Annotated in this window: 20 protein-coding genes; 13 read left to right on the forward strand and 7 right to left on the reverse strand. The window is 45.3% G+C overall.

Annotated elements, in window-relative coordinates:
- Positions 1–531, forward strand: a complete 531-nt coding sequence (locus IEX60_RS21455; protein ID WP_188753449.1) for a GNAT family N-acetyltransferase — start codon at positions 1–3, stop codon at positions 529–531.
- Between the two features lie 64 nt (positions 532–595).
- Here IEX60_RS21455 and IEX60_RS21460 read toward each other — a convergent pair whose 3' ends face one another.
- Positions 596–1375, reverse strand: coding sequence for a phytanoyl-CoA dioxygenase family protein (locus IEX60_RS21460; RefSeq protein WP_188753450.1), 780 nt, complete (start codon positions 1373–1375; stop codon positions 596–598).
- A 556-nt stretch (positions 1376–1931) separates the two neighbouring features.
- Entirely contained in the window at positions 1932–3095 is a 1164-nt protein-coding gene (locus IEX60_RS21465) for an IS4 family transposase (protein WP_188753451.1), read from the reverse strand.
- Positions 3096–3242: 147 nt separating this feature from the next.
- Between IEX60_RS21465 and IEX60_RS21470 the strand changes: the two genes are divergently transcribed.
- The 5 genes from IEX60_RS21470 to IEX60_RS21490 all read left to right on the forward strand — a co-directional run bounded on the left by IEX60_RS21470 (position 3243) and on the right by IEX60_RS21490 (position 9248).
- Positions 3243–4361 carry a Gfo/Idh/MocA family protein gene (locus tag IEX60_RS21470; protein WP_188753452.1) on the forward strand — a complete coding sequence of 373 codons (1119 nt, stop codon included), beginning with the start codon at positions 3243–3245 and terminating at the stop codon, positions 4359–4361.
- Positions 4362–4503: 142 nt separating this feature from the next.
- The gene (locus IEX60_RS21475; protein WP_188753453.1) at positions 4504–5151 is read left to right on the forward strand and encodes a TetR/AcrR family transcriptional regulator; all 648 of its coding nucleotides are present in this window, start codon (positions 4504–4506) and stop codon (positions 5149–5151) included.
- Between the two features lie 8 nt (positions 5152–5159).
- Positions 5160–6521 carry a TolC family protein gene (locus IEX60_RS21480; RefSeq protein ID WP_188753454.1) on the forward strand — a complete coding sequence of 454 codons (1362 nt, stop codon included), beginning with the start codon at positions 5160–5162 and terminating at the stop codon, positions 6519–6521.
- Between the two features lie 35 nt (positions 6522–6556).
- Entirely contained in the window at positions 6557–7669 is a 1113-nt protein-coding gene (locus IEX60_RS21485; protein ID WP_188753455.1) for an HlyD family secretion protein, read from the forward strand.
- Position 7670: 1 nt separating this feature from the next.
- Positions 7671–9248: a DHA2 family efflux MFS transporter permease subunit gene (locus IEX60_RS21490; RefSeq protein WP_188753456.1), complete on the forward strand. Its 1578-nt coding sequence runs from the start codon at positions 7671–7673 to the stop codon at positions 9246–9248.
- Here IEX60_RS21490 and IEX60_RS21495 read toward each other — a convergent pair.
- The 4 genes from IEX60_RS21495 to IEX60_RS21510 all read right to left on the reverse strand — a co-directional run bounded on the left by IEX60_RS21495 (position 9245) and on the right by IEX60_RS21510 (position 12798).
- Positions 9245–9967 carry a methyltransferase family protein gene (locus tag IEX60_RS21495; protein ID WP_188753457.1) on the reverse strand — a complete coding sequence of 241 codons (723 nt, stop codon included), beginning with the start codon at positions 9965–9967 and terminating at the stop codon, positions 9245–9247. The genes IEX60_RS21490 and IEX60_RS21495 overlap by 4 nt on opposite strands.
- Before the next feature lie 7 nt (positions 9968–9974).
- Entirely contained in the window at positions 9975–10706 is a 732-nt protein-coding gene (cmoA, locus tag IEX60_RS21500) for a carboxy-S-adenosyl-L-methionine synthase CmoA (protein ID WP_188753458.1), read from the reverse strand.
- An 84-nt stretch (positions 10707–10790) separates the two neighbouring features.
- Positions 10791–11846, reverse strand: a complete 1056-nt coding sequence (locus IEX60_RS21505) for a nucleoid-associated protein (RefSeq protein WP_188753459.1) — start codon at positions 11844–11846, stop codon at positions 10791–10793.
- Between the two features lie 22 nt (positions 11847–11868).
- Positions 11869–12798, reverse strand: coding sequence for a histone deacetylase family protein (locus IEX60_RS21510; protein WP_229717702.1), 930 nt, complete (start codon positions 12796–12798; stop codon positions 11869–11871).
- 66 nt (positions 12799–12864) lie between these two features.
- Between IEX60_RS21510 and IEX60_RS21515 the strand changes: the two genes are divergently transcribed.
- Together IEX60_RS21515 and IEX60_RS21520 are read left to right on the forward strand one after the other, a co-directional pair.
- Complete coding sequence (locus tag IEX60_RS21515) at positions 12865–13512, forward strand: YceH family protein (RefSeq protein ID WP_188753460.1); 648 nt, start codon at positions 12865–12867, stop codon at positions 13510–13512.
- Between the two features lie 94 nt (positions 13513–13606).
- Positions 13607–14077 (forward strand): universal stress protein, encoded by a 471-nt coding sequence (locus IEX60_RS21520; RefSeq protein ID WP_188753461.1) that lies wholly within the window; start codon positions 13607–13609, stop codon positions 14075–14077.
- Positions 14078–14154: 77 nt separating this feature from the next.
- Here the strand turns inward: IEX60_RS21520 and IEX60_RS21525 are convergent, their stop codons facing one another.
- On the reverse strand, positions 14155–14505 hold the full coding sequence (locus IEX60_RS21525; protein ID WP_188753462.1) for a 4Fe-4S dicluster domain-containing protein: 351 nt from the start codon (positions 14503–14505) through the stop codon (positions 14155–14157).
- Between the two features lie 156 nt (positions 14506–14661).
- Between IEX60_RS21525 and IEX60_RS21530 the strand changes: the two genes are divergently transcribed.
- The 5 genes from IEX60_RS21530 (at position 14662) to dnaJ (ending at position 18506) form a co-directional block, all read left to right on the forward strand.
- Positions 14662–15678 carry an acyl-CoA reductase gene (locus tag IEX60_RS21530; protein WP_188753463.1) on the forward strand — a complete coding sequence of 339 codons (1017 nt, stop codon included), beginning with the start codon at positions 14662–14664 and terminating at the stop codon, positions 15676–15678.
- Positions 15679–15720: 42 nt separating this feature from the next.
- Entirely contained in the window at positions 15721–15933 is a 213-nt protein-coding gene (locus tag IEX60_RS21535; RefSeq protein ID WP_188753464.1) for a fructose-6-phosphate aldolase, read from the forward strand.
- On the forward strand, positions 15930–16610 hold the full coding sequence (locus IEX60_RS21540; protein WP_188753465.1) for a cell division ATP-binding protein FtsE: 681 nt from the start codon (positions 15930–15932) through the stop codon (positions 16608–16610). Before IEX60_RS21535 ends, IEX60_RS21540 begins: the two co-directional genes overlap by 4 nt.
- Before the next feature lie 151 nt (positions 16611–16761).
- A complete protein-coding gene (locus IEX60_RS21545) occupies positions 16762–17346 on the forward strand; it encodes a nucleotide exchange factor GrpE (protein WP_188753466.1) in 585 nt (194 codons plus the stop codon).
- An 11-nt stretch (positions 17347–17357) separates the two neighbouring features.
- A complete protein-coding gene (gene dnaJ, locus IEX60_RS21550) occupies positions 17358–18506 on the forward strand; it encodes a molecular chaperone DnaJ (RefSeq protein WP_188753467.1) in 1149 nt (382 codons plus the stop codon).
- Positions 18507–18610: the final 104 nt, after the last annotated feature.

Raw genomic sequence — 18610 nt, forward strand, 5'->3', positions numbered from 1 at the left:
ATGATAAATATTAGAAAAGTCGACATAGATGACGTGATAACTATTTCAAAATTGGGACGTATAACATTTTCAGATACGTTTGAGTCTTTTTTCAACGACAAGAACGACCTGTTGGATTACTTGGAAGACATTTTTTCGGAAAAAAGGATTCACGACAGTATACTAAAAGCGGAATCCATTTATTGGATTGCTTTCTACGATAGCATTCCTGTTGGTTATGCGAAAGTTAAACTGGACTTCACAAGCCAATTGATAATCCCACCAAAAACGTGCTATCTTGATAAGATTTATGTCGTAAAAAAATTTATAAGCAAAGGAATCGGTAAAGAACTGCATAAAATTTTAATGCAAGAAATAATTGCTTTGAAATATCAGCGTATTTGGCTCTCTGTATTAAAAGAGAATCAAAAGGCAATAAATTTTTATCACAAAAAGGGCTATCAGATAATAAGTCAGTATTCACAAAACATTGGTTCTCAGAAATTCGACTTTTTTGTAATGGCACTGAATTTAGACGAAAAAGCTACATGAATTTGCATACGTAAGTAAGTTCACCTGTAGGGACAACCTCTTATTCATTTGGATGTTTTGTCAATTAACCCATTGCTAAACGAATAGCCTGTTCAATGGGGGTATAGCCGACATCAGAACCGGAAATAGTTAATTCACCCCTTAACAGCAAAGGTGGTTGTGCTATAAATTTAGGAGTTACTCCTCTGTGAAGTTGAGCTGAGTGAACCAAAAAGGGATGGCATAAATAAACTGTACCTGCCTTACCCATTGCATAGACTTCTTTTCTCTTTGGCAGCCCGTCTAACTTGCTTGCGAGCTCCATAAATGAAAGTCCAAGTTCACCCTCTTGATGTAATAACCCAGCAACGTCAATGTGAGAACCTTCGTAAATAATTGTTGGCGCATCATTTTCGCTGACATCCGAATACAATACCAACATCAATAAAGCTCTACCTTTTGATTTGACATTGGCACGCCATTTAAAATAATTATTAGGATCATTTCCAGGAAAACTTACATCTACGTGTTTACCTGTATCATTGGGCTCCTGATCAGACGGAAACCTGACAGGGAATGTGCCAACACTTCGACAAGGAATCCATTTATCTTCACCAATCAATTGGTTAAAAGCTGAATATAGCTTTGGTGTGTTTAGCGATTCAATAAAAGGTCGCTGCATGTACATCCCTAAACGAATGACAGGTTCCGTCCATGTAGAAGGATTTGACCTATCACAAGGAAGGTCGTTCCATAGAATATCTAAAGCTGCATCTGCAACTTCTTGAGAAAATGCATGATCAATCCGGACAAAACCGTTAAGAATAAACTGCTCTATTTCCCTTTTACTTAGTATTTCAGACATGTTTTTTTGTTTTTCTCAACTACTTCGAAGAAACAACAAATATCTGTTGACCAACTATTTAGTCAAGATTGTTAATAAAAAATTGAATAGTAAAATAAAGCGCTATATATGGAGCATAGCGTATTGCTCAAGAACTAAGCTCGAAAGGATATTATAACATCACAGTCATTCTCATACAACAAAACTAAAAATTATCTACAAACTAACAAAACAAAAAGGGGCATAAAAATATCACACCCTAAAAACAGATCCCATTTCTAACAAACGACTGCTGACTTAAAACTTAATTCAGTTTATCGTCTTGGTTTTGCTGTATTCCATAAAAAATCAGCCATACGACAAAAGCCTTGGCAAATCCTATCCACGAGTTTTCATAGACAATGCGGCAAAACCTCCTCATAAATAATAACAAAACCGCTCACAATCCCACATCCGACATCACATTTAAAAATTCTTTGTATATTCGCTAAGTTACAGGGTACCAAACTATTTGGCCGTTTCTGTGTTGGCTTACTAATTAAAAACCCACTAGTGTCCCATTAAAAATGGGACGTTGTTAAAAATTAAATAAAGTTGGCCCATTCGGTCCAAATCGTTCTTTGTCATATTGAAATTTAGTTTTGCTAAAGAGATCTCGAAGGTTCGTTTTATCAGTCAGTGAGATACTCAATATTTGGAGCACTTCGTAGGTGGTTCTGTTCAGTTTCATGTCGTTTTGAACGATTGCCACCAGGCAGTATGTGCATATTGCGGCGTAGACCTGGATCCGGACGGCATTCTCGGTAGTGCCCCAGAACTTTTTGATTTTGAGGTGCTGTTTCAGCCATTTGAAGAACAGTTCCACCTGCCACCGGTTCTTGTAAAGTTCAGCGATCTGAAGAGCTGGGATGTGGGTGGCATTGGTCAGGAAGACAAACTCACGCTTTTGTTCTTCATCCCAGTATCTGACCAGACGGATAGGCTCGGGATAATACTGCTTCGGATAGAAGCCGGTCAATTCGATCGTTACATCGGAAAGTACGTTCCCGGGCAGCCTGCGTTTCCATTTGATGGATTTGCATTGAAGGTTTTTCTTTGCCCTGACAACGAAATAGGCCCCGATCTGATGTATCTTATACAGCATCCTGAAGTTGTTGTAGCCCCGGTCAAAGATATAGTATGAGCCCGGTTCATAGGGGATTTCTCTCATAGCCTTTGAATCGTGCACCGAAGCCTCGGTAATATGGAAGAATGCCGGTATCTGTGTTTCCACATCATATAATGTATGCACTTTGATGCCGCCTTTTTTCTTACGGAACTTCGCCCACCAGAATACCGAAAGGCAGAGATCGATCGTCGTTGAGTCAAAAGCGTAAATGTTACCACCCAGATGGAATATATTGGTGGCACGCTTCTCCCTTGCTTCGTTTACCAGATAGTAAGCATACTCTTCAAAGATGTGGTAGTCTCTATCCTGATTGGCTCTGGCCAAAGATGATTTGGAGACATTCCTGCCCATTCCCAAATGGTAACATTTGGAGTGATGGGCATCAAGGGCGACGATCAGGTCCCTTAAACTGTCACGATTGGAGAGTTGGCCGAACATCAGGGCAAGAAGTTGATTCCAACAACTGAAATGCTTCACATATCTGTCGCCATTGTATCTGGCAACAATACGATTGAACTTACTCCGATTTAGAAACGAGACCAATTGAGCGAAAACGTATTTATCTTGAAACATCTGCCATCAGATTAACCTGATGCTAAGCTATGTTTTCAAGTCTGTTCGCTTGAAAAACCCCTGTAACTAACTATATTTCAAATATTTCAAAGAACTATTTTGGATTTTAATGGGACACTAATGTTAAAAACCATTAAATGCTAGCGTATGAATTCACGTCGCGACTTCCTGCAGAAATTAACCGCTTCCGCCATTGCCATTCCCTTTCTATCGTCTGTCAGGGCATGGAATGAACCCATCCATTCAGCTGACAACCCTCAAGGTTCCGTGTTGCGGGTCGCATTGATGGGGTTGGGTGGATATGCTTCCATAGTGGCTGAGGCAATGCAAAAATGTAAGCGGGCAAAAATAACCGGTCTGATTAGCGGTACTCCTGCTAAACTCAATGAATGGGGCACGAAATACAACGTACCGGAGAAAAACCGCTATAACTATGAAACCTTCGATGATATTAAGAACAATCCTGATATCGATGTCGTCTACGTAACCACACCGAATGCATTGCATCACGACCAGGTCATCCGCGTGGCCCGTGCCGGGAAACACGCAATCAGTGAAAAACCGATGGCTCTCAATGCGAAAGATGCACAGGAAATGGTAGACGCTTGTTCGGAAGCCGGGGTTAAACTGTTGGTAGGTTACCGGATGCATTTTGAGCCCAAAACGCTTGAAGTAATACGGATGCGTAGCGAGGGCGAGTTCGGAAAAATCATGTTTTTTCAGGGACAAAGCGGTTTCCGGATCGGTGATCCAAACCAGTGGCGATTAAATAAAGCATTGGCTGGTGGTGGATCGCTCATGGACATCGGCATCTACGCAATCAACGGCGCACGTTATATGATAGGCGAAGAACCGATTTGGGTGACAGCTCAGGAAACGAAAACGGATACCGTCAAATTTAAAGAAGGGGTCGACGAAACCATCCAGTTTCAGATGGGCTTCCCGAGTGGTGCCGTGGCATCTTGTCTATCTACCTACAACATGAATTACCTGGACCGCTTTTACTTAAACGGCGAAAAAGGTTTTGCAGAACTGCAACCCTCCACCGGATATGGCCCTATCAAAGGACGGACGAACAAGGGGGAGCTCACGCAGCCCCACATCACCCATCAAACTTTACAGATGGATGCCATGGCCGGAATCATCCTCGATGGCCATGCACCTGCTGTACCCGTTGACGGCGCAGAAGGCGTAAAAGATTTAAAAATTATCGATGCAATCTACGCCGCATGTGCATCCGGAAAACGACAGGAACTAAATATTTGAAATGCCGATCCGGTTTTACGTATAGATGACAAAACATAATTAATTATCATCCAACTAATTAAACTATTAGCCTCGACAGGTAGCGACTTTTTCTATTTTAAGCGATTGTTTTAATTAAACGTTTGTTTAATTTTGCGCCGTTATGTCGGAAAAGGTGCAATACAACGAAAAGCAACAACAGATTATGGCGGTTGCGCTCCGTCTTTTTGCCGAAAACGGATACGATAAAACATCCATCCGGGACATCGCAAGGGAGGCGGAGGTAAATGTAGCCATGGTATCCTATTACTTTGGTTCCAAGGACAAATTGCTCGAAGCAGTTTTCATCAACCATTTCAAATCCATACGGGCATCATTTAAGGTGATTCTCAATCATCGGGGCGATTCCGCCACGGACAAAGTGAGCAAAATCATTGATATGTTTATCGATATGCTGGCAAACCGTCAGCTTTTTCACCGGTTGATGATCCGTGAATCGGGTATCCTTAAGCAGGGTCCTCTGTTTGATATGATCAATGAGATGAAAACAGCAAACAGGCGGTTGGTAGAAAAGGCGGTAAAAAACGGACAGCAATTGGGCGTTTTCCGTAAAGATGTGGATGTGTTTTTCATGTCTTCCGTACTGATAGGCAGCGTAAACCAAAATATGGCTAATACACGGTACGAATTGGAACACCGCAACATAACCAAAGAACAACGGGAAATAATAAAACATGAACGGACGGAGACCTTACGAACACATCTTAAACGCATGTTTATTGCTTACTTAACCGATACCAATACCCCATAAAAATAAACATGAACACAACGATACGTTTTATAAGAACAGGGTCAGTAATAGGAGCTCTACTCATTTTCGGATTCGCGAGTGGGCAGGAGTCCCATCCCCTATCATTGGAAGACGCTGTTGCCGCAAGCTTGGCACATAGCAATGAACTCAAAATTGACAAAAGCAAAATCAAAGCGTCGACTGCCGCGGTACAGGATGCAAAAAACAGCCGACTGCCGGACATTGATGTTTCCGGGCAATACCTCCGGGTTAATGAACCGAATATCGGCTTGAAATTTGACGCTGGTAAAAATGAGGGGGAACAAGAAAGCGCAGGGGGATCTTTTCCAGCAGTAAATCAGGTCATGTTTGGCATGGCCACGGCTTCGTTGCCATTGTTTACCGGCGGAAAGATCAATCAAAGCATCGCTTCCGCCAAGTTTCTTGAGACAGCTGCGCGGCTGGATGCCCAATACGACAGGCAGCATATCATCCAGAATACCGTATCCGCATATTATAATCTCTACAAAGCCCAGGCTGCGGTTGCACTGGTAAAAGAAAACCTGAAATCATCCCAGCAGCGCGTCAAGGATTTTCAAAACCTGGAAGCAAATGGACTGGTTGCCCGGAATGACCTGCTGAAAGTGCAATTGCAGGAAAGCAACCTGGAACTCGCATTGATCAATGCAGAAAATAATGCGGCCGTTTGTAATTATAATTTCAATCTGATGCTTGGATTAGATGGGCAAACGCTCTTAGCGTTGGATACTGCGGTGCTGATAGCGACTCCGTTGGCCCTGTCGGTCGATGAATGGGAAGCCAACGCATTGGATCATCGGTCAGATTATCAGGCACTTGCTAACCGCAAACAGGCAGCGCATGCTGGTGTGAACATTGCGAAAAGTGCCTACTATCCGGCTTTAGCAATAAGCGCCGGGTACATGGGTGCCAATATCCCCCATGCGTTGACAGTTACCAATGCCCTCAATGCCGGACTGGGGTTAAGTTATAACCTCGGTTCGCTTTATAAGGCAGGTGCTAAAATAAGGCAGGCAAAAGCACAGGAGGAAGAACTTCTATGGCATCGCGAGCAACTGAGCGAAGGAATTAAAAGCCAAATCCACCAAGCGTACCTGGACTATTCCCAAAGCTTGAAAAAAATAGAGGTATATCTCAAAGCGATGGAGCAGGCAAATGAAAATTACCGCATCACAAAAAACAAATATGAAAATAGCCTGGCAACAACCACCGACCTGCTCGATGCGGATGTAGCAAGGCTGCAGGCGCAGATAGACTATGCGTATGCCAAAGCGGACGCAGCGGTGGCTTACCACAAACTGTATGAAAGTGCCGGCTTGGAACCTGCAACTTTTACAGCACGGCACGAATAATATATAAGTAGACGACTTTTATCTCAGCAAACACTATGCAATCCAATAATCAGCATTCAACAGCAACCAAGGAAAAAAAATCAGGTAATAAAGGCTTTGCCATTGTGTTCGTCGTGCTTATCCTCGTCGGAGGAATCTATGGCGTGATTAAATTCATCCATGCGCAACGGCACGAAGAGACCGACGATGCACAGATCGTATCGACCATCAGTCCGGTTATACCACGTGTTGCCGGCTACATCCAAGAGGTGCGCGTACAGGACAACCAAATCGTACACAAAGGTGATACGCTGGTCATACTGGACAACCGCGATTTTCAGGTACGGCTGGCACAGGCGGAAGCCTTGCTGGCATCGGCCAAAAGCAACGTCGATGTAGCCGGCGCGGGCATTGCCGTTGCCCAGGCCAATATAGACGCATCGGAAACCAACATCAATACGGCCGATGCACAGATCGAATCGGCCAAGGTTGATCTTTGGCGGGCCCAAAAGGATTTTGAACGTTATCAAAATCTGATTGCCGATCACAGCATCACCCAACAGCAGTATGAACAGGCACTTGCAGCCAAGAAAGTGGCTGAGCAACGTTTGGCGGTGCTTGAATCCCAAAAGCAAGCGGCCATACGCCAGGTCAATACTGTCAGCCGGCAGAAATCCGTAAGCAGCAGCCAGGCTTCCGTTGCCGCAGCCACGATCAGGCAGCGCGAAGCGGAAGTTGATGCCGCACGGCTGGACCTCTCCTACACGGTCATTACCGCGGCTATAGATGGACAGGTAGGCAAGGTGAATTTACAAGCAGGCCAGTTTCTCAATGCCGGACAAGCGCTGTTCAGCATCGTACCTACCCACGATAAATGGGTGGTAGCCAATTTCAAGGAAACACAGCTTACTAAAATGCAGGTGGGACAAACGGTATCAATCAAAGTGGATGCCTTCCCCGATTCGACACTTGAAGGGACGATTACTTCTTTTTCGCCGGCCACGGGAGCCGCACAGTCACTCCTGCCTCCAGACAATGCTTCCGGCAATTTTGTGAAAGTGGTACAACGGGTACCGGTCCGTATCGATTTCCAGGAACATGATCACCTGGCATTCATCGAAAAGATGCGGACGGGGATGAATGTATTGGTGGATGTTCACCTGAACTGATATGCAACAGGACTCTTTGGTAGAATACGGATTCCGGCGCGCCATCGTTACCATTACGGCGGTGTTTTGTGCGCTGCTGGAAATCGTAGATACGACCATTATCAATGTAGCGCTCAATGAAATGCGTGGCAGCATGGGGGCTACATTAAGCGAAATCGGATGGGTGATTACGGCCTATGCCATCGGCAACGTGATTGTCGTACCGCTCACCAGCTTCCTTTCTCAGCAATTCGGGCGTACCCATTATTTTGCCGGATCCATCATTCTTTTTACCATCTGTTCGTTCTTATGCGGGAATGCCACCGCCATGTGGGAACTGATCTTGTTCCGTTTCCTGCAAGGTGTGGGTGGCGGTGCACTGCTGGTTACCTCACAGACCATTATCACCGAAGTTTACCCGGTTGAAAAACGGGGAATGGCACAAGCTATATACGGCCTTGGAGTAATCGTCGGCCCCACCCTCGGGCCGCCCCTGGGTGGTTATATTGTGGAGAATTTCAGCTGGCCTTATATCTTTTACATCAATATACCGGTAGGTGTCATCGCGGCTATGCTGACGCTTCGTTTTATCAAAAGTCCCCAATATGGGGAACGCCAAACCGCAGACCAAATCGACTGGTGGGGCATCGTTTTTCTTGCCGGTGCCGTCGGATCGCTGCAGCTCGTACTCGAACGTGGTCAGGAAGAGGATTGGTTCAGCAGCAGCATGATCTTGTTTTTCGCCGTACTATTCGGATTATGCATCTACCTCTTTATTTGGCGGGAGCTTAGGTGCAGGAATCCCATTGTAGAGCTAAGGGTACTCAAAAACAGTAATCTCCGCGTAGGTACGGTCCTTTCGTTCATCCTGGGGTTCGGCCTCTATGGATCTACATTTATCATTCCGCTGTATACCCAGAATTCTCTGGGATGGACGGCCTATCAAGCAGGCTTATTAATGGTTCCGTCTTCCTTAATGACAGCTTTCATGATGCCGATGATCGGACAGGCCATACAGCGCGGGGTTAAGCAAAAATACCTCGCAGCCACAGGCATGTTCCTGTTTTTCATTTTCTGTATCTGGGGCTACCGGATACTTACGCCCGATACCGGCAGTGACGCATTTTTCTGGATGCTGATGCTCCGTGGCTTTGCCATGAGCATGCTATTCATCCCGGTCTCAACTTTATCGCTGTCCACCCTGCATGGGAAGCAGATTGGTCAGGGAGCGGCATTCACGGGTATGATGCGGCAATTAGGCGGCTCTTTTGGCATTGCCCTGATCACAACCTTCATGACAAGACGAAACGCCCTGCACCGAAACGACCTGATTAATCACATTACACCCGATAATCCGGCCTTCCAGCAAAATTACCAGGGAATGGTGGCAAACTTCATGCAGCACGGCATGGCACCCAACCAGGCCCAGGCCGCTGCCTTAAAAGCCATGGATGGTTCCATTTCGGGGCAGGTAGCGGTATTGTCCTATATGGATGTATTTTTATACATCGGTATGATGTTCCTGATCTGCGTGCCCTTTATTCTGATGCTGAAAAATAAAACCGCACAGGGAAAAGTTGATTTATCTGCTTCTCACTAGGCAACGGCCCATTTGCCTGACTTCTTGAGGTACCGGATGGTGAAATAATAAATAGCCAGCACCAGCAATATCAGGACAAGCCACTGATTCCGCGTATCGGTATCCCATTGTCCATGCGGATAGTTAAAGAAAAGGATCAAGGTAATTCCCGTCAGCCAGATCACCTGGGTATTGTATTCCTTGATCAGCCATCTTTTCCATAAAAAGTGCATTCCAGACAACGTTTTTCCCAATCCGGAGGGATTGATCAGCCAACGGTGGACGCGTTTGGCGTAGGTATCGAACTGGTCGCCGAATTTGCTCCGCAGAAAATTCTCTTCCGCCAAAACAATAGCTTGGTAGATGAACAGAAACAACGGAATAAAAAACAACAGGTAGAGCAATGAATTGGCAAGGATACCCACGCCCGCCAGCATCAGGATATTCCCCACGTATAACGGGTTGCGGCAATGGGCAAAAATGCCATTTGTAACCAACTGTTCGGCGTATACTTTTTTATCTTTTCCGCCTCTTACAATATAAGCAAGGGAAATGGTAGCCCCCCGTATCAGCTGCCCGGTAACCGTGATGACCAGGCCGATAATCAATGGATACAGGTAGAAATCCGGACCAAAATTACGTTCGCTGAAAATGGGCGGAGAAGGAATAAACAGCGCCAAATAAAGGAAAATAAACAGGTAGTTGCGGTACCTGAAGAAAAAATTGCCAATCTGAATCATACCCCTGTTATTTGATGGCCGTGAATCCGGAAAAATTATACCATTTGAAAAAGACTTCCGTATGACTGAATCCTGCTTCCATCAACAGCTTGAGGTTTTCACTCAGCTTATAAGGAATCAGTACATTTTCGAGTGCCTCGCGTTTCTGTGAAATCTCCAGCTCGCTGTAGTGATTGCGTCTTTTATAATCGTAATAGTATTTAATAAAATTGCGGTTAAACAAGCTGTCTTCTGCCAGTATTTTCTCTGAAATAATCAGAACTCCGCCCGGCACAAGTCCATCATAGATCTTTTTTAACAATTTCTCGCGGTATATCGGCCTTACAAACTGCATCGTCAGGCACAAAATAACGACCGATGCATTCTCAATTTCAAAATGATCATGCAGATCGACATTCTTTAATTCATATTTCCGGGAAAGTTTGGCTTCCTGGAGCTTGGCCGCACATTTTTCAAGCATATCCTTCGAGTCGTCGATGCCGACAAAATGGACGTCTTTATCCACATAGGGATCCAAGTTGAGGAAGGTAGTCCCTGTTGAACAACCCAAGTCATACACGTTGGTACCCGGAACTGCAAACTCCGCGGCCTGTTCGATGATCATCCGCTGTATTTCGTTGTAAAATGGAACAGAACGCTCCACCATGTCATCGAACGCACTTGCAACTGTAGCACCAAATTTAAAATCAGAAGGCTTTTTTATTACCTCGCTGAACACATTATCCTTATTCTTACTCATAAAGTTTTCCAGGTTAATTGCCTTGATTGAATGAAGGCCAAAGTAGCGGCGAAATCTGGAAAGAATCTGGAAATGTTGCTGGAATCAGTGCTCTTCGTTAAAATATAATATATAGTAATTCATCCCCTTTTCGTCATCGTATCCCTTCTCGATGAACTCCCGTTTCCCATGCACATAGACGTGGAAATTCTTATCCAATTTCAATACGCTTTTGTAGGTAGCTTGCACCTTCTTTACCGCCTGGCTTGAAATGGCAAACTGATCACCGAATGGGGCATCAAATTCCTCCTCGAACTGCTGGCGATAGGTGTTGAAAAGTCCAGCAGCCTGCGGATTACCAAGCACCTCTTCAGCAAATTCATCTTGCTTGAATGTTTCTTTATGCTTGAAATAATCCATCGAGCGGTTCAGGAGATCGATTTTATCAGCCCGCTGCAACTCAAATGCTTCATCCAATTCTTCATTGACAAATTTCTTGTATACTTTCAGGAAATTTCCCGTTTGGTTGAACGCGTCATTACGCACCCGCACACCCAGAAAATCATCCTTCCAGTAAACGGCTTCCTGTTGCCGGTTTGTCTGGTCTATCACCAATACTTTGTAACCTTCGTCGGCATCCGTATTGATAATAAGACACCCCTTGTCAAGCTTATTGATATTGATGGCTTCCTGCTCATAATCCAGATCAAAGGCACCCTGTACCGGCGAGATTTTCAAGTAGGCCTCTTTATTTTCGGATTTGAATATTCCGATCGCTTCATGGACCTCCCCTTCCAACTGAACATCACGCAGGTGTACGACGTAAAGCTCTCCCCCTTTTATGTTTGGGTGATTGGATACTTCGAATAGGTGTTTAGATATCTGTTGACTAAATTCCAGGAATCCGAGTTCACCGGTAAAAAACGCATTTGAAAAATGAAAGATTTCATTCAATGAAAGCGTATCGGTGGTATGGAATAGCCGGTAAACTTCGTTCAGCTTGGTAAACGGGTTCAGGAAATAATGCATCAGCAGTTGGCTAAGCACACCGTCAGCCAAATCGACGGTCTTTTCACTCAATACATAAAATTCATCCTGCAATTTGTTACCCACCCGGTGAATGGCCAATTGTTCAATTACGGCATCGGTATAGTAAAACATAGTTAGTTATTTTTTTAACAGTTCAATCGTAAATGCGCGCTGCGACCTTAAATGTTTGGCAATGGGCGTCCACAATATCCCGGATGCGGAGGGAATATCCTCCTCCCATGCTCACCTGAAGAGGTACCTTATGTGCGCGGCAATATTCAAACACCAATTCGTCCCGTCGGCGGCAGCCAGCAGGGGTCAGTGCCAATTTGCCTAGTTTATCGGTTGCGAGCACATCAACTCCCGCCTGGTAGAACACGAAATCGGGCTGCACGCGCGGAAAAATAGCCTGTAGCTGGTGTTCCAGTACCGCAAGATAGGCTTCGTCGCCTGTTCCTTCAGGCAATCCCACATCCACATCCGAACGCTCTTTTCGGAATGGAAAATTACGTTCACTGTGCATCGAAAAAGTGAATACACGGGGCTCACCGGCAAAGATCTGAGCAGTTCCATTCCCTTGATGCACGTCTAAATCGACGACCAGCACCTGGCGACAAATTCTGCTGTGGATCAGGTAAGCTGCGGCAACCGCTTGGTCGTTAAGCAGGCAAAAACCTTCACCCCAATTATATCCCGCATGGTGGGTTCCACCGGCTACATTAAATGCAACGCCATATTGATTCGCAAACCCGCATGCTTCCAGCGTACCCTGCACAATGCGGAGTTCGCGATCTACCAATGCCGCCGACAGTGGAAAGCCGATGCGTCTGACCATTGAGGGAGAAAGTGTCAAGTCAAGTAACTGGCGGCAGTAACCAGTGGCGTGCGCAAGTGCAATCGTTTTAAAATCTGCCTTTACAGGTTCAAAAAAGCTATCAGCCTGCACTGTGCCTTCATAAAGCAGTTGAGCAGGAATCAATTCATACTTCTCCATCGGGAAGCGATGACCCTCAGGCAGCGGATGTGCATAGCTCGGATGATAGGCAATTTTCAACACAGGGCGAAGATAGCAAACAACGAACATCAGCTTGCTTATTTCTGATAAAAATATCATTTTTGGCAATTGACAATAACGCATAAACCAGAAATCATGGATACGATACCGCCACTTCCTATTTTGTCTGCCGAAGAGCAGCGTGTTTTGGGTGCGCTGATGGAGAAAGCAAAAGCAACGCCCGAATACTATCCCCTGACGCTAAACGCGCTGGTTGCCGCGTGCAATCAAAAGACATCGCGGAAACCCGTGGTGAGGTATGACGATAATACCGTTATTACCACGCTGGATTCGCTTCGGAAAAAAGGGCTGGTCTCGACCGTCACGGGCGGTTCAAGCCGGGTAACCAAATACAAACACAATTTTGCGGTGGTGTATCCGGTCATCCCTGCGGAGGTGACAATTATTTGTTTACTACTACTGCGGGGTGCCCAGACGCCCGGTGAGCTGAATACCAACTCGGGGAGAATGCATGAATTTGAATCGCTTGAGGAAGTTCAGTCGATATTGGACAACCTCGCAAATGCGGAGCAACCTTATGTCAGGCAGTTGGCAAAACGCCCGGGACAAAAAGAAGCACGCTATATGCACCTGTTGGGAGGAGGAGAACTCCCGGACGATGACGACATTGATTTTCAGGATATGGGATCGTCTGCGGAACTGGCAAGCCGTCTGGCAAAAGTGGAATCCGAATTGGCTGCATTGCGGGCTGAATTTGACAAGCTTATGCAGCAATTGACGTAACCGGCGAAAGAATTTATTTTACCGGGTACCCAAACCAAATTTCATAAATAGTTGTTATCTTTACGTAAAGTTAAAGACATCAACCCCCATTGTTATGGAAACAAAACCCATAAAATACCAGCGCATACTCATTGCGACTGATGACAGTGAGTGTTCAAAAAAAGCGTTACAGCACGGCTATAACCTTGCCAAAAACATGGAGTCGTCCGTGGCATTGATCCACGTTATCGAACCCGCCTCCCCCACAAACTATGGGGCCGATCCATTGATGGGGCAACAGCCCATTATTATTCCCGAAACCACAGAAATACAGGAAGAAAATTCAAAGAAATTGCTGGATGAACTCAGTAAGGAATTCCACGACGTGAAAGAGGTTTTCACTTTCAGCCGTATAGGCACTCCCAAACAGGAAATACTTTCCGTTGCCAGTGAATGGGCTGCAGACCTGATTATTATGGGTACGCACGGACGCACCGGTTTTGACCATTTCATATCAGGCAGCGTATCCGAAAGTGTATTGAGGAGGGCCTCCTGCCCCGTATTGGTAGTACCCAGCAAATGTTGATCCCATAAACAAAAAGGCCTCTATCTGTTTGATAGGAGCCTTTTATTTTATCGGTCGGAAATAATATAAACTGTATCTTACTCCCCGTGGAGCCAAGCTTTTTTTGCCAATAATTCGTCTTCTGTTTCGCGGACGTCTTCGTCATCCACACAACAGTCTACCGGACAAACCGCAGCACATTGAGGTTCATCATGAAATCCCACACACTCTGTGCATTTATCCGAAACGATGTAATACACTTCATCTGAAATTGCTGCTTGTTCCTCATCGGCGTCGAGTGTCGTTCCGTCACCAAAATCTATCACTCCCCTGAGTTCCGTCCCCTCGGAAAACCGCCAACTCACCCCCGCATCATATATTGCGTTATTAGGGCATTCCGGTTCGCAAGCCCCGCAATTGATGCATTCATCTGTTATCTTTATTGCCATCTAATCTTACAGTATATTGATAAAAATAAAAAACCTATTTTTGCAGCCTGATCAGCAAAATATTACTACAAAGTTAGTAGTCTTTTTGTTCATCGGCTTACATATTTTTTGCAAATATACAACAATATTATCTAAATAGGTGCTAAAATTGACATTTTGACACAGGAACAACGCATCAATGCATTCGCTTTATTGGGTGACTACCTGCGATCCAACAGCGCAGATCTGCAGCAGGTTATTGAACGGGCTCATCATCACAACGCTTGGTTTACACCTGCTAATGTAAGGAAAGCCCTTACCACGACTGGGGCTCTCCTATCGGTGCCAAATTTAACCCAATGGTTAACTCCCTACTCTTTTCACGCAGAGACGGAAAAAACGGTCGGACTGATTTTAGCCGGCAACATTCCCTTAGTTGGATTTCACGACATGCTAAGCGCGCTTTGTGCGGGATTCAACATCCAGGTAAAAACATCAGCCGATGACCCGGTATTGACAGCACATGTGCTACGTAAATTACAGGAAATCGAACCCCGTTTTTCGTCGAAGATTGCAATAAGCGAACGGCTTAAAAATTTCGATTTGGTTATTGCCACGGGCAATGATAACAGCGCGCGGTATTTTTCCTATTATTTTGGCAAGGTTCCCCATATTATCCGAAAAAATCGCAACAGCATCGCGGTACTGACCGGAAAGGAGACATCTGCAGTTATTCAGGAGCTGGGCAACGACATTTTTGATTACTTCGGACTTGGATGCCGCAGTGTATCGAAATTTTTCGTACCCCAAGGATATGATATCTCTACATTCTTTGAAGGGATAACGCAGTTTTCAGCGATCATCAACCACCACAAATACGTCAATAACTACGACTACAATAAGTCGATTTATCTTATAAACGGCGACACCCATTATGACAATGGATTCCTGCTGGTCAAACCCGATCAACGCACTGCATCTCCATTGGCCGTTCTATATATGGAAACGTATGCGAACCATCGGGAGTTGACGGAACGACTGGATATGCTGGCACCTCAATTGCAATGCGTGGTAAGTACGGAGCCGCTGGCAATCACCACACCGGTAGTTATGCCCGGCCGGAGCCAGGAACCTGCATTGGACGATTACGCCGACGGCGTGAATACGCTGGGTTTTTTGGCAGAACACCGATGAAGCCTTTCGCTTTCACCCAATTAATGCTAACTTTGCCACACGATGTATGTCATGAAAGTCAAGGGCGTGGCCAAAATACCGGATTATGTCCAATTGCGTGACGATTCATTTACGTTGTTGGCTTATTTCCGGGTCGACCGACCGGATAAGTCCCTCGACAAACTGGGACTGGGCGATCAGGCGGAGCGAATTATGGAAGTCGTCAAAGAAATGCCTTTTGGACAAATTAAAAAATTAGAAATTACGGATTTATGATCGGCGATACGGTAATCACACTCAAAAATGTTGACATCTACCAACCTAAGCATTTGGTATTAGCAAATGTAAATCTCAAAATCGACAAAGGTGAATTTGTGTTTCTCATTGGTCAAACGGGAAGCGGTAAGAGCAGCCTATTGAAAATTATTTACGGAGATCTGCACATTGCCAGCGGAGAGGGAATGGTGGCCGGCTTTGACTTAAAAAAACTCAGCGAACGTGAAGTCCCCTACCTAAGACGGAAATTAGGCATTGTTTTCCAGGATTTCCACCTGCTCACCGATCGGACCGTAGAAAAGAACCTCGAGTTTGCTTTACGGGCTACCGGATGGAAAGACAAAGCATTGATTAACAATCGGATGCTTGATGTTTTGGAGAAAGTGGGCCTGCGTTCCAAACTCAAGAAAATGCCACATGAGCTGTCCGGCGGTGAGCAACAACGGGTTGTGATTGCTCGTGCGTTGCTAAACAATCCAGAAGTTATCCTTGCCGATGAACCTACCGGAAATCTCGACCCTGAAACATCGGAAGAAATCGTATTGTTGTTAAGAGAAATCAGCCGTTCGGGCACCTCCATTTTGATGGCAACACATGATTACCAGATCATCCGGAACATGCCTTCAAGGATTATCAAAACAGCCAACGGGGCTTTACTGGACAATGTGTCAATATAGGGTCAATATAGGCATTCGACTGCAAAGCCTGCCATAAAATACGCCAATTTGTAAGCATACAACCCAGAAAAACTGACAGGGTGGCGGTCTTTTTGTAATGGCAATGAAATTGCGGCTGCAACCTCAAGGTTGATAAAGCGATGGAACGCGTATGACAAAGTACAAGAAAAAAAAAGATCAGGATAATAACGACATAATGGGAGAAAATCAATCTACTGCACCGGAAACGCAATCGGCCGAAGCAGCTAAACCCCAAAAGGGGACCGAACCTGCCAAGGAAGAGTCGACACCCGAACAGCAATTGGCGGCTGAATTGGCTGCGGCCAATGATAAATACCTACGTTTATATGCGGAATTTGACAATTACAAACGCCGGATTGCCAAAGAACGGGTTGAGCTCATGCAGACCGCCGGCAAGGAAATTATCAGCAATTTATTGCCGGTAATTGATGATTTTGACCGGGCGATAAAGGCTTTCGAAACAGCAACTGAGCTGGGTCCGGTAAAAGAAGGTGTTTCACTGGTTGGCCAAAAGCTGAAAAATATATTAACCCTCCAAGGGTTAACCGAAATGGAATCGATCGGAAAACCTTTTGATGCCGAACTACAGGAAGCAATTACAAACGTACCCGCCCCAAGCGATGACCTGAAAGGCAAAGTAATTGATGAAATTGAAAAAGGCTACTTTTTACATGGTAAGGTATTGCGCCATGCCAAAGTTGTTGTTGGCAGTTAATTCCTAATCGCATGGCAAAAAGAGATTACTACGATGTATTGGGTGTGTCGCGCAATGCAGACCAAGCGGAGATAAAATCTGCCTACCGGAAGCTAGCGATCAAATATCATCCAGACAAAAACCCGGGCAACGCCGAAGCCGAGGAAAAATTCAAGGAAGCCGCTGAGGCCTATGAAATACTCAGTAATCCTGAAAAGCGGCAACGCTATGATCGCTTTGGACATTCGGGGGCTTCGGGCGGCTTCGGTGGCGGTGGCATGAATATGGAAGATATATTCAGCCAGTTCGGTGATATATTTGGCGGTGGCGGCAGTCCCTTTGAAAGTTTCTTTGGGGGCGGTGGCAGCCAACGCGGTGGGCGACGAGTAGCCAAAGGCTCTAACCTCCGTATTAAAGTAAAGCTTACCCTTCAGGAAATTGCAAAGGGTTCTGAAAAGAAAATAAAAGTAAACAAACAGGTAGTCTGTACTGCCTGTGATGGAAGTGGGGCAAAAGACAAATCGTCATTTCACAACTGCCGTACCTGTGGAGGCACGGGAACCGTCAGACGAGTAACCAATACCATTCTAGGCCAAATGCAAACCACCAGCACCTGCCCTACCTGTAACGGTGAAGGCGTGGAAATATCGGCAAAATGCCCGGTGTGTCATGGCGACGGATTGGTGCGTGGCGAGGAAACCATCAGCATTAACATCCCGGCAGGCGTAAGCGAAGGCATGCAACTGTCCATGAGCGGAAAGGGAAATGCTGCTCCCCGCGGTGGAGTGCCGGGCGATTTGATCATCCTCATTGACGAAATCCCTCATGAAACGCTCAAACGGGACGGGACCAATGTCATTTACGATCTGTACATTAATTTCGTAGATGCAACGTTAGGGACGAGCGCAGAAATTCCGACCATAGACGGCAAAGCGAAAATAAAAATTGAACCCGGCACCCAAGGAGGGAAAATTCTACGGCTTAAAGGCAAAGGGGTGCCCGAAGTAAATTCCTATCACAAAGGCGATCAGTTGGTATATGTGAACGTATGGACACCCAAGGCCGTATCATCCGAGGAAAAAGAATTATTGGAACGCCTCCGAAATTCACCGAACTTCAGACCGCAACCCGGAAAAAGCGAAAAAACCTTTTTTGAGCGAATAAAGGAATATTTCGAATGAGGTATTTTCAGTGTTAAAAAAACCCGGAGCATGCAGATCTCCGGTTTTTTTTTAAATATCTCTCTCTTAATTATTGACACTGACATTTAATGTCAAAAAGTCAA

The organism is Parapedobacter defluvii (assembly GCF_014642075.1).
In the GTDB taxonomy this organism is placed as follows: Bacteria; Bacteroidota; Bacteroidia; order Sphingobacteriales; family Sphingobacteriaceae; genus Parapedobacter; species Parapedobacter defluvii.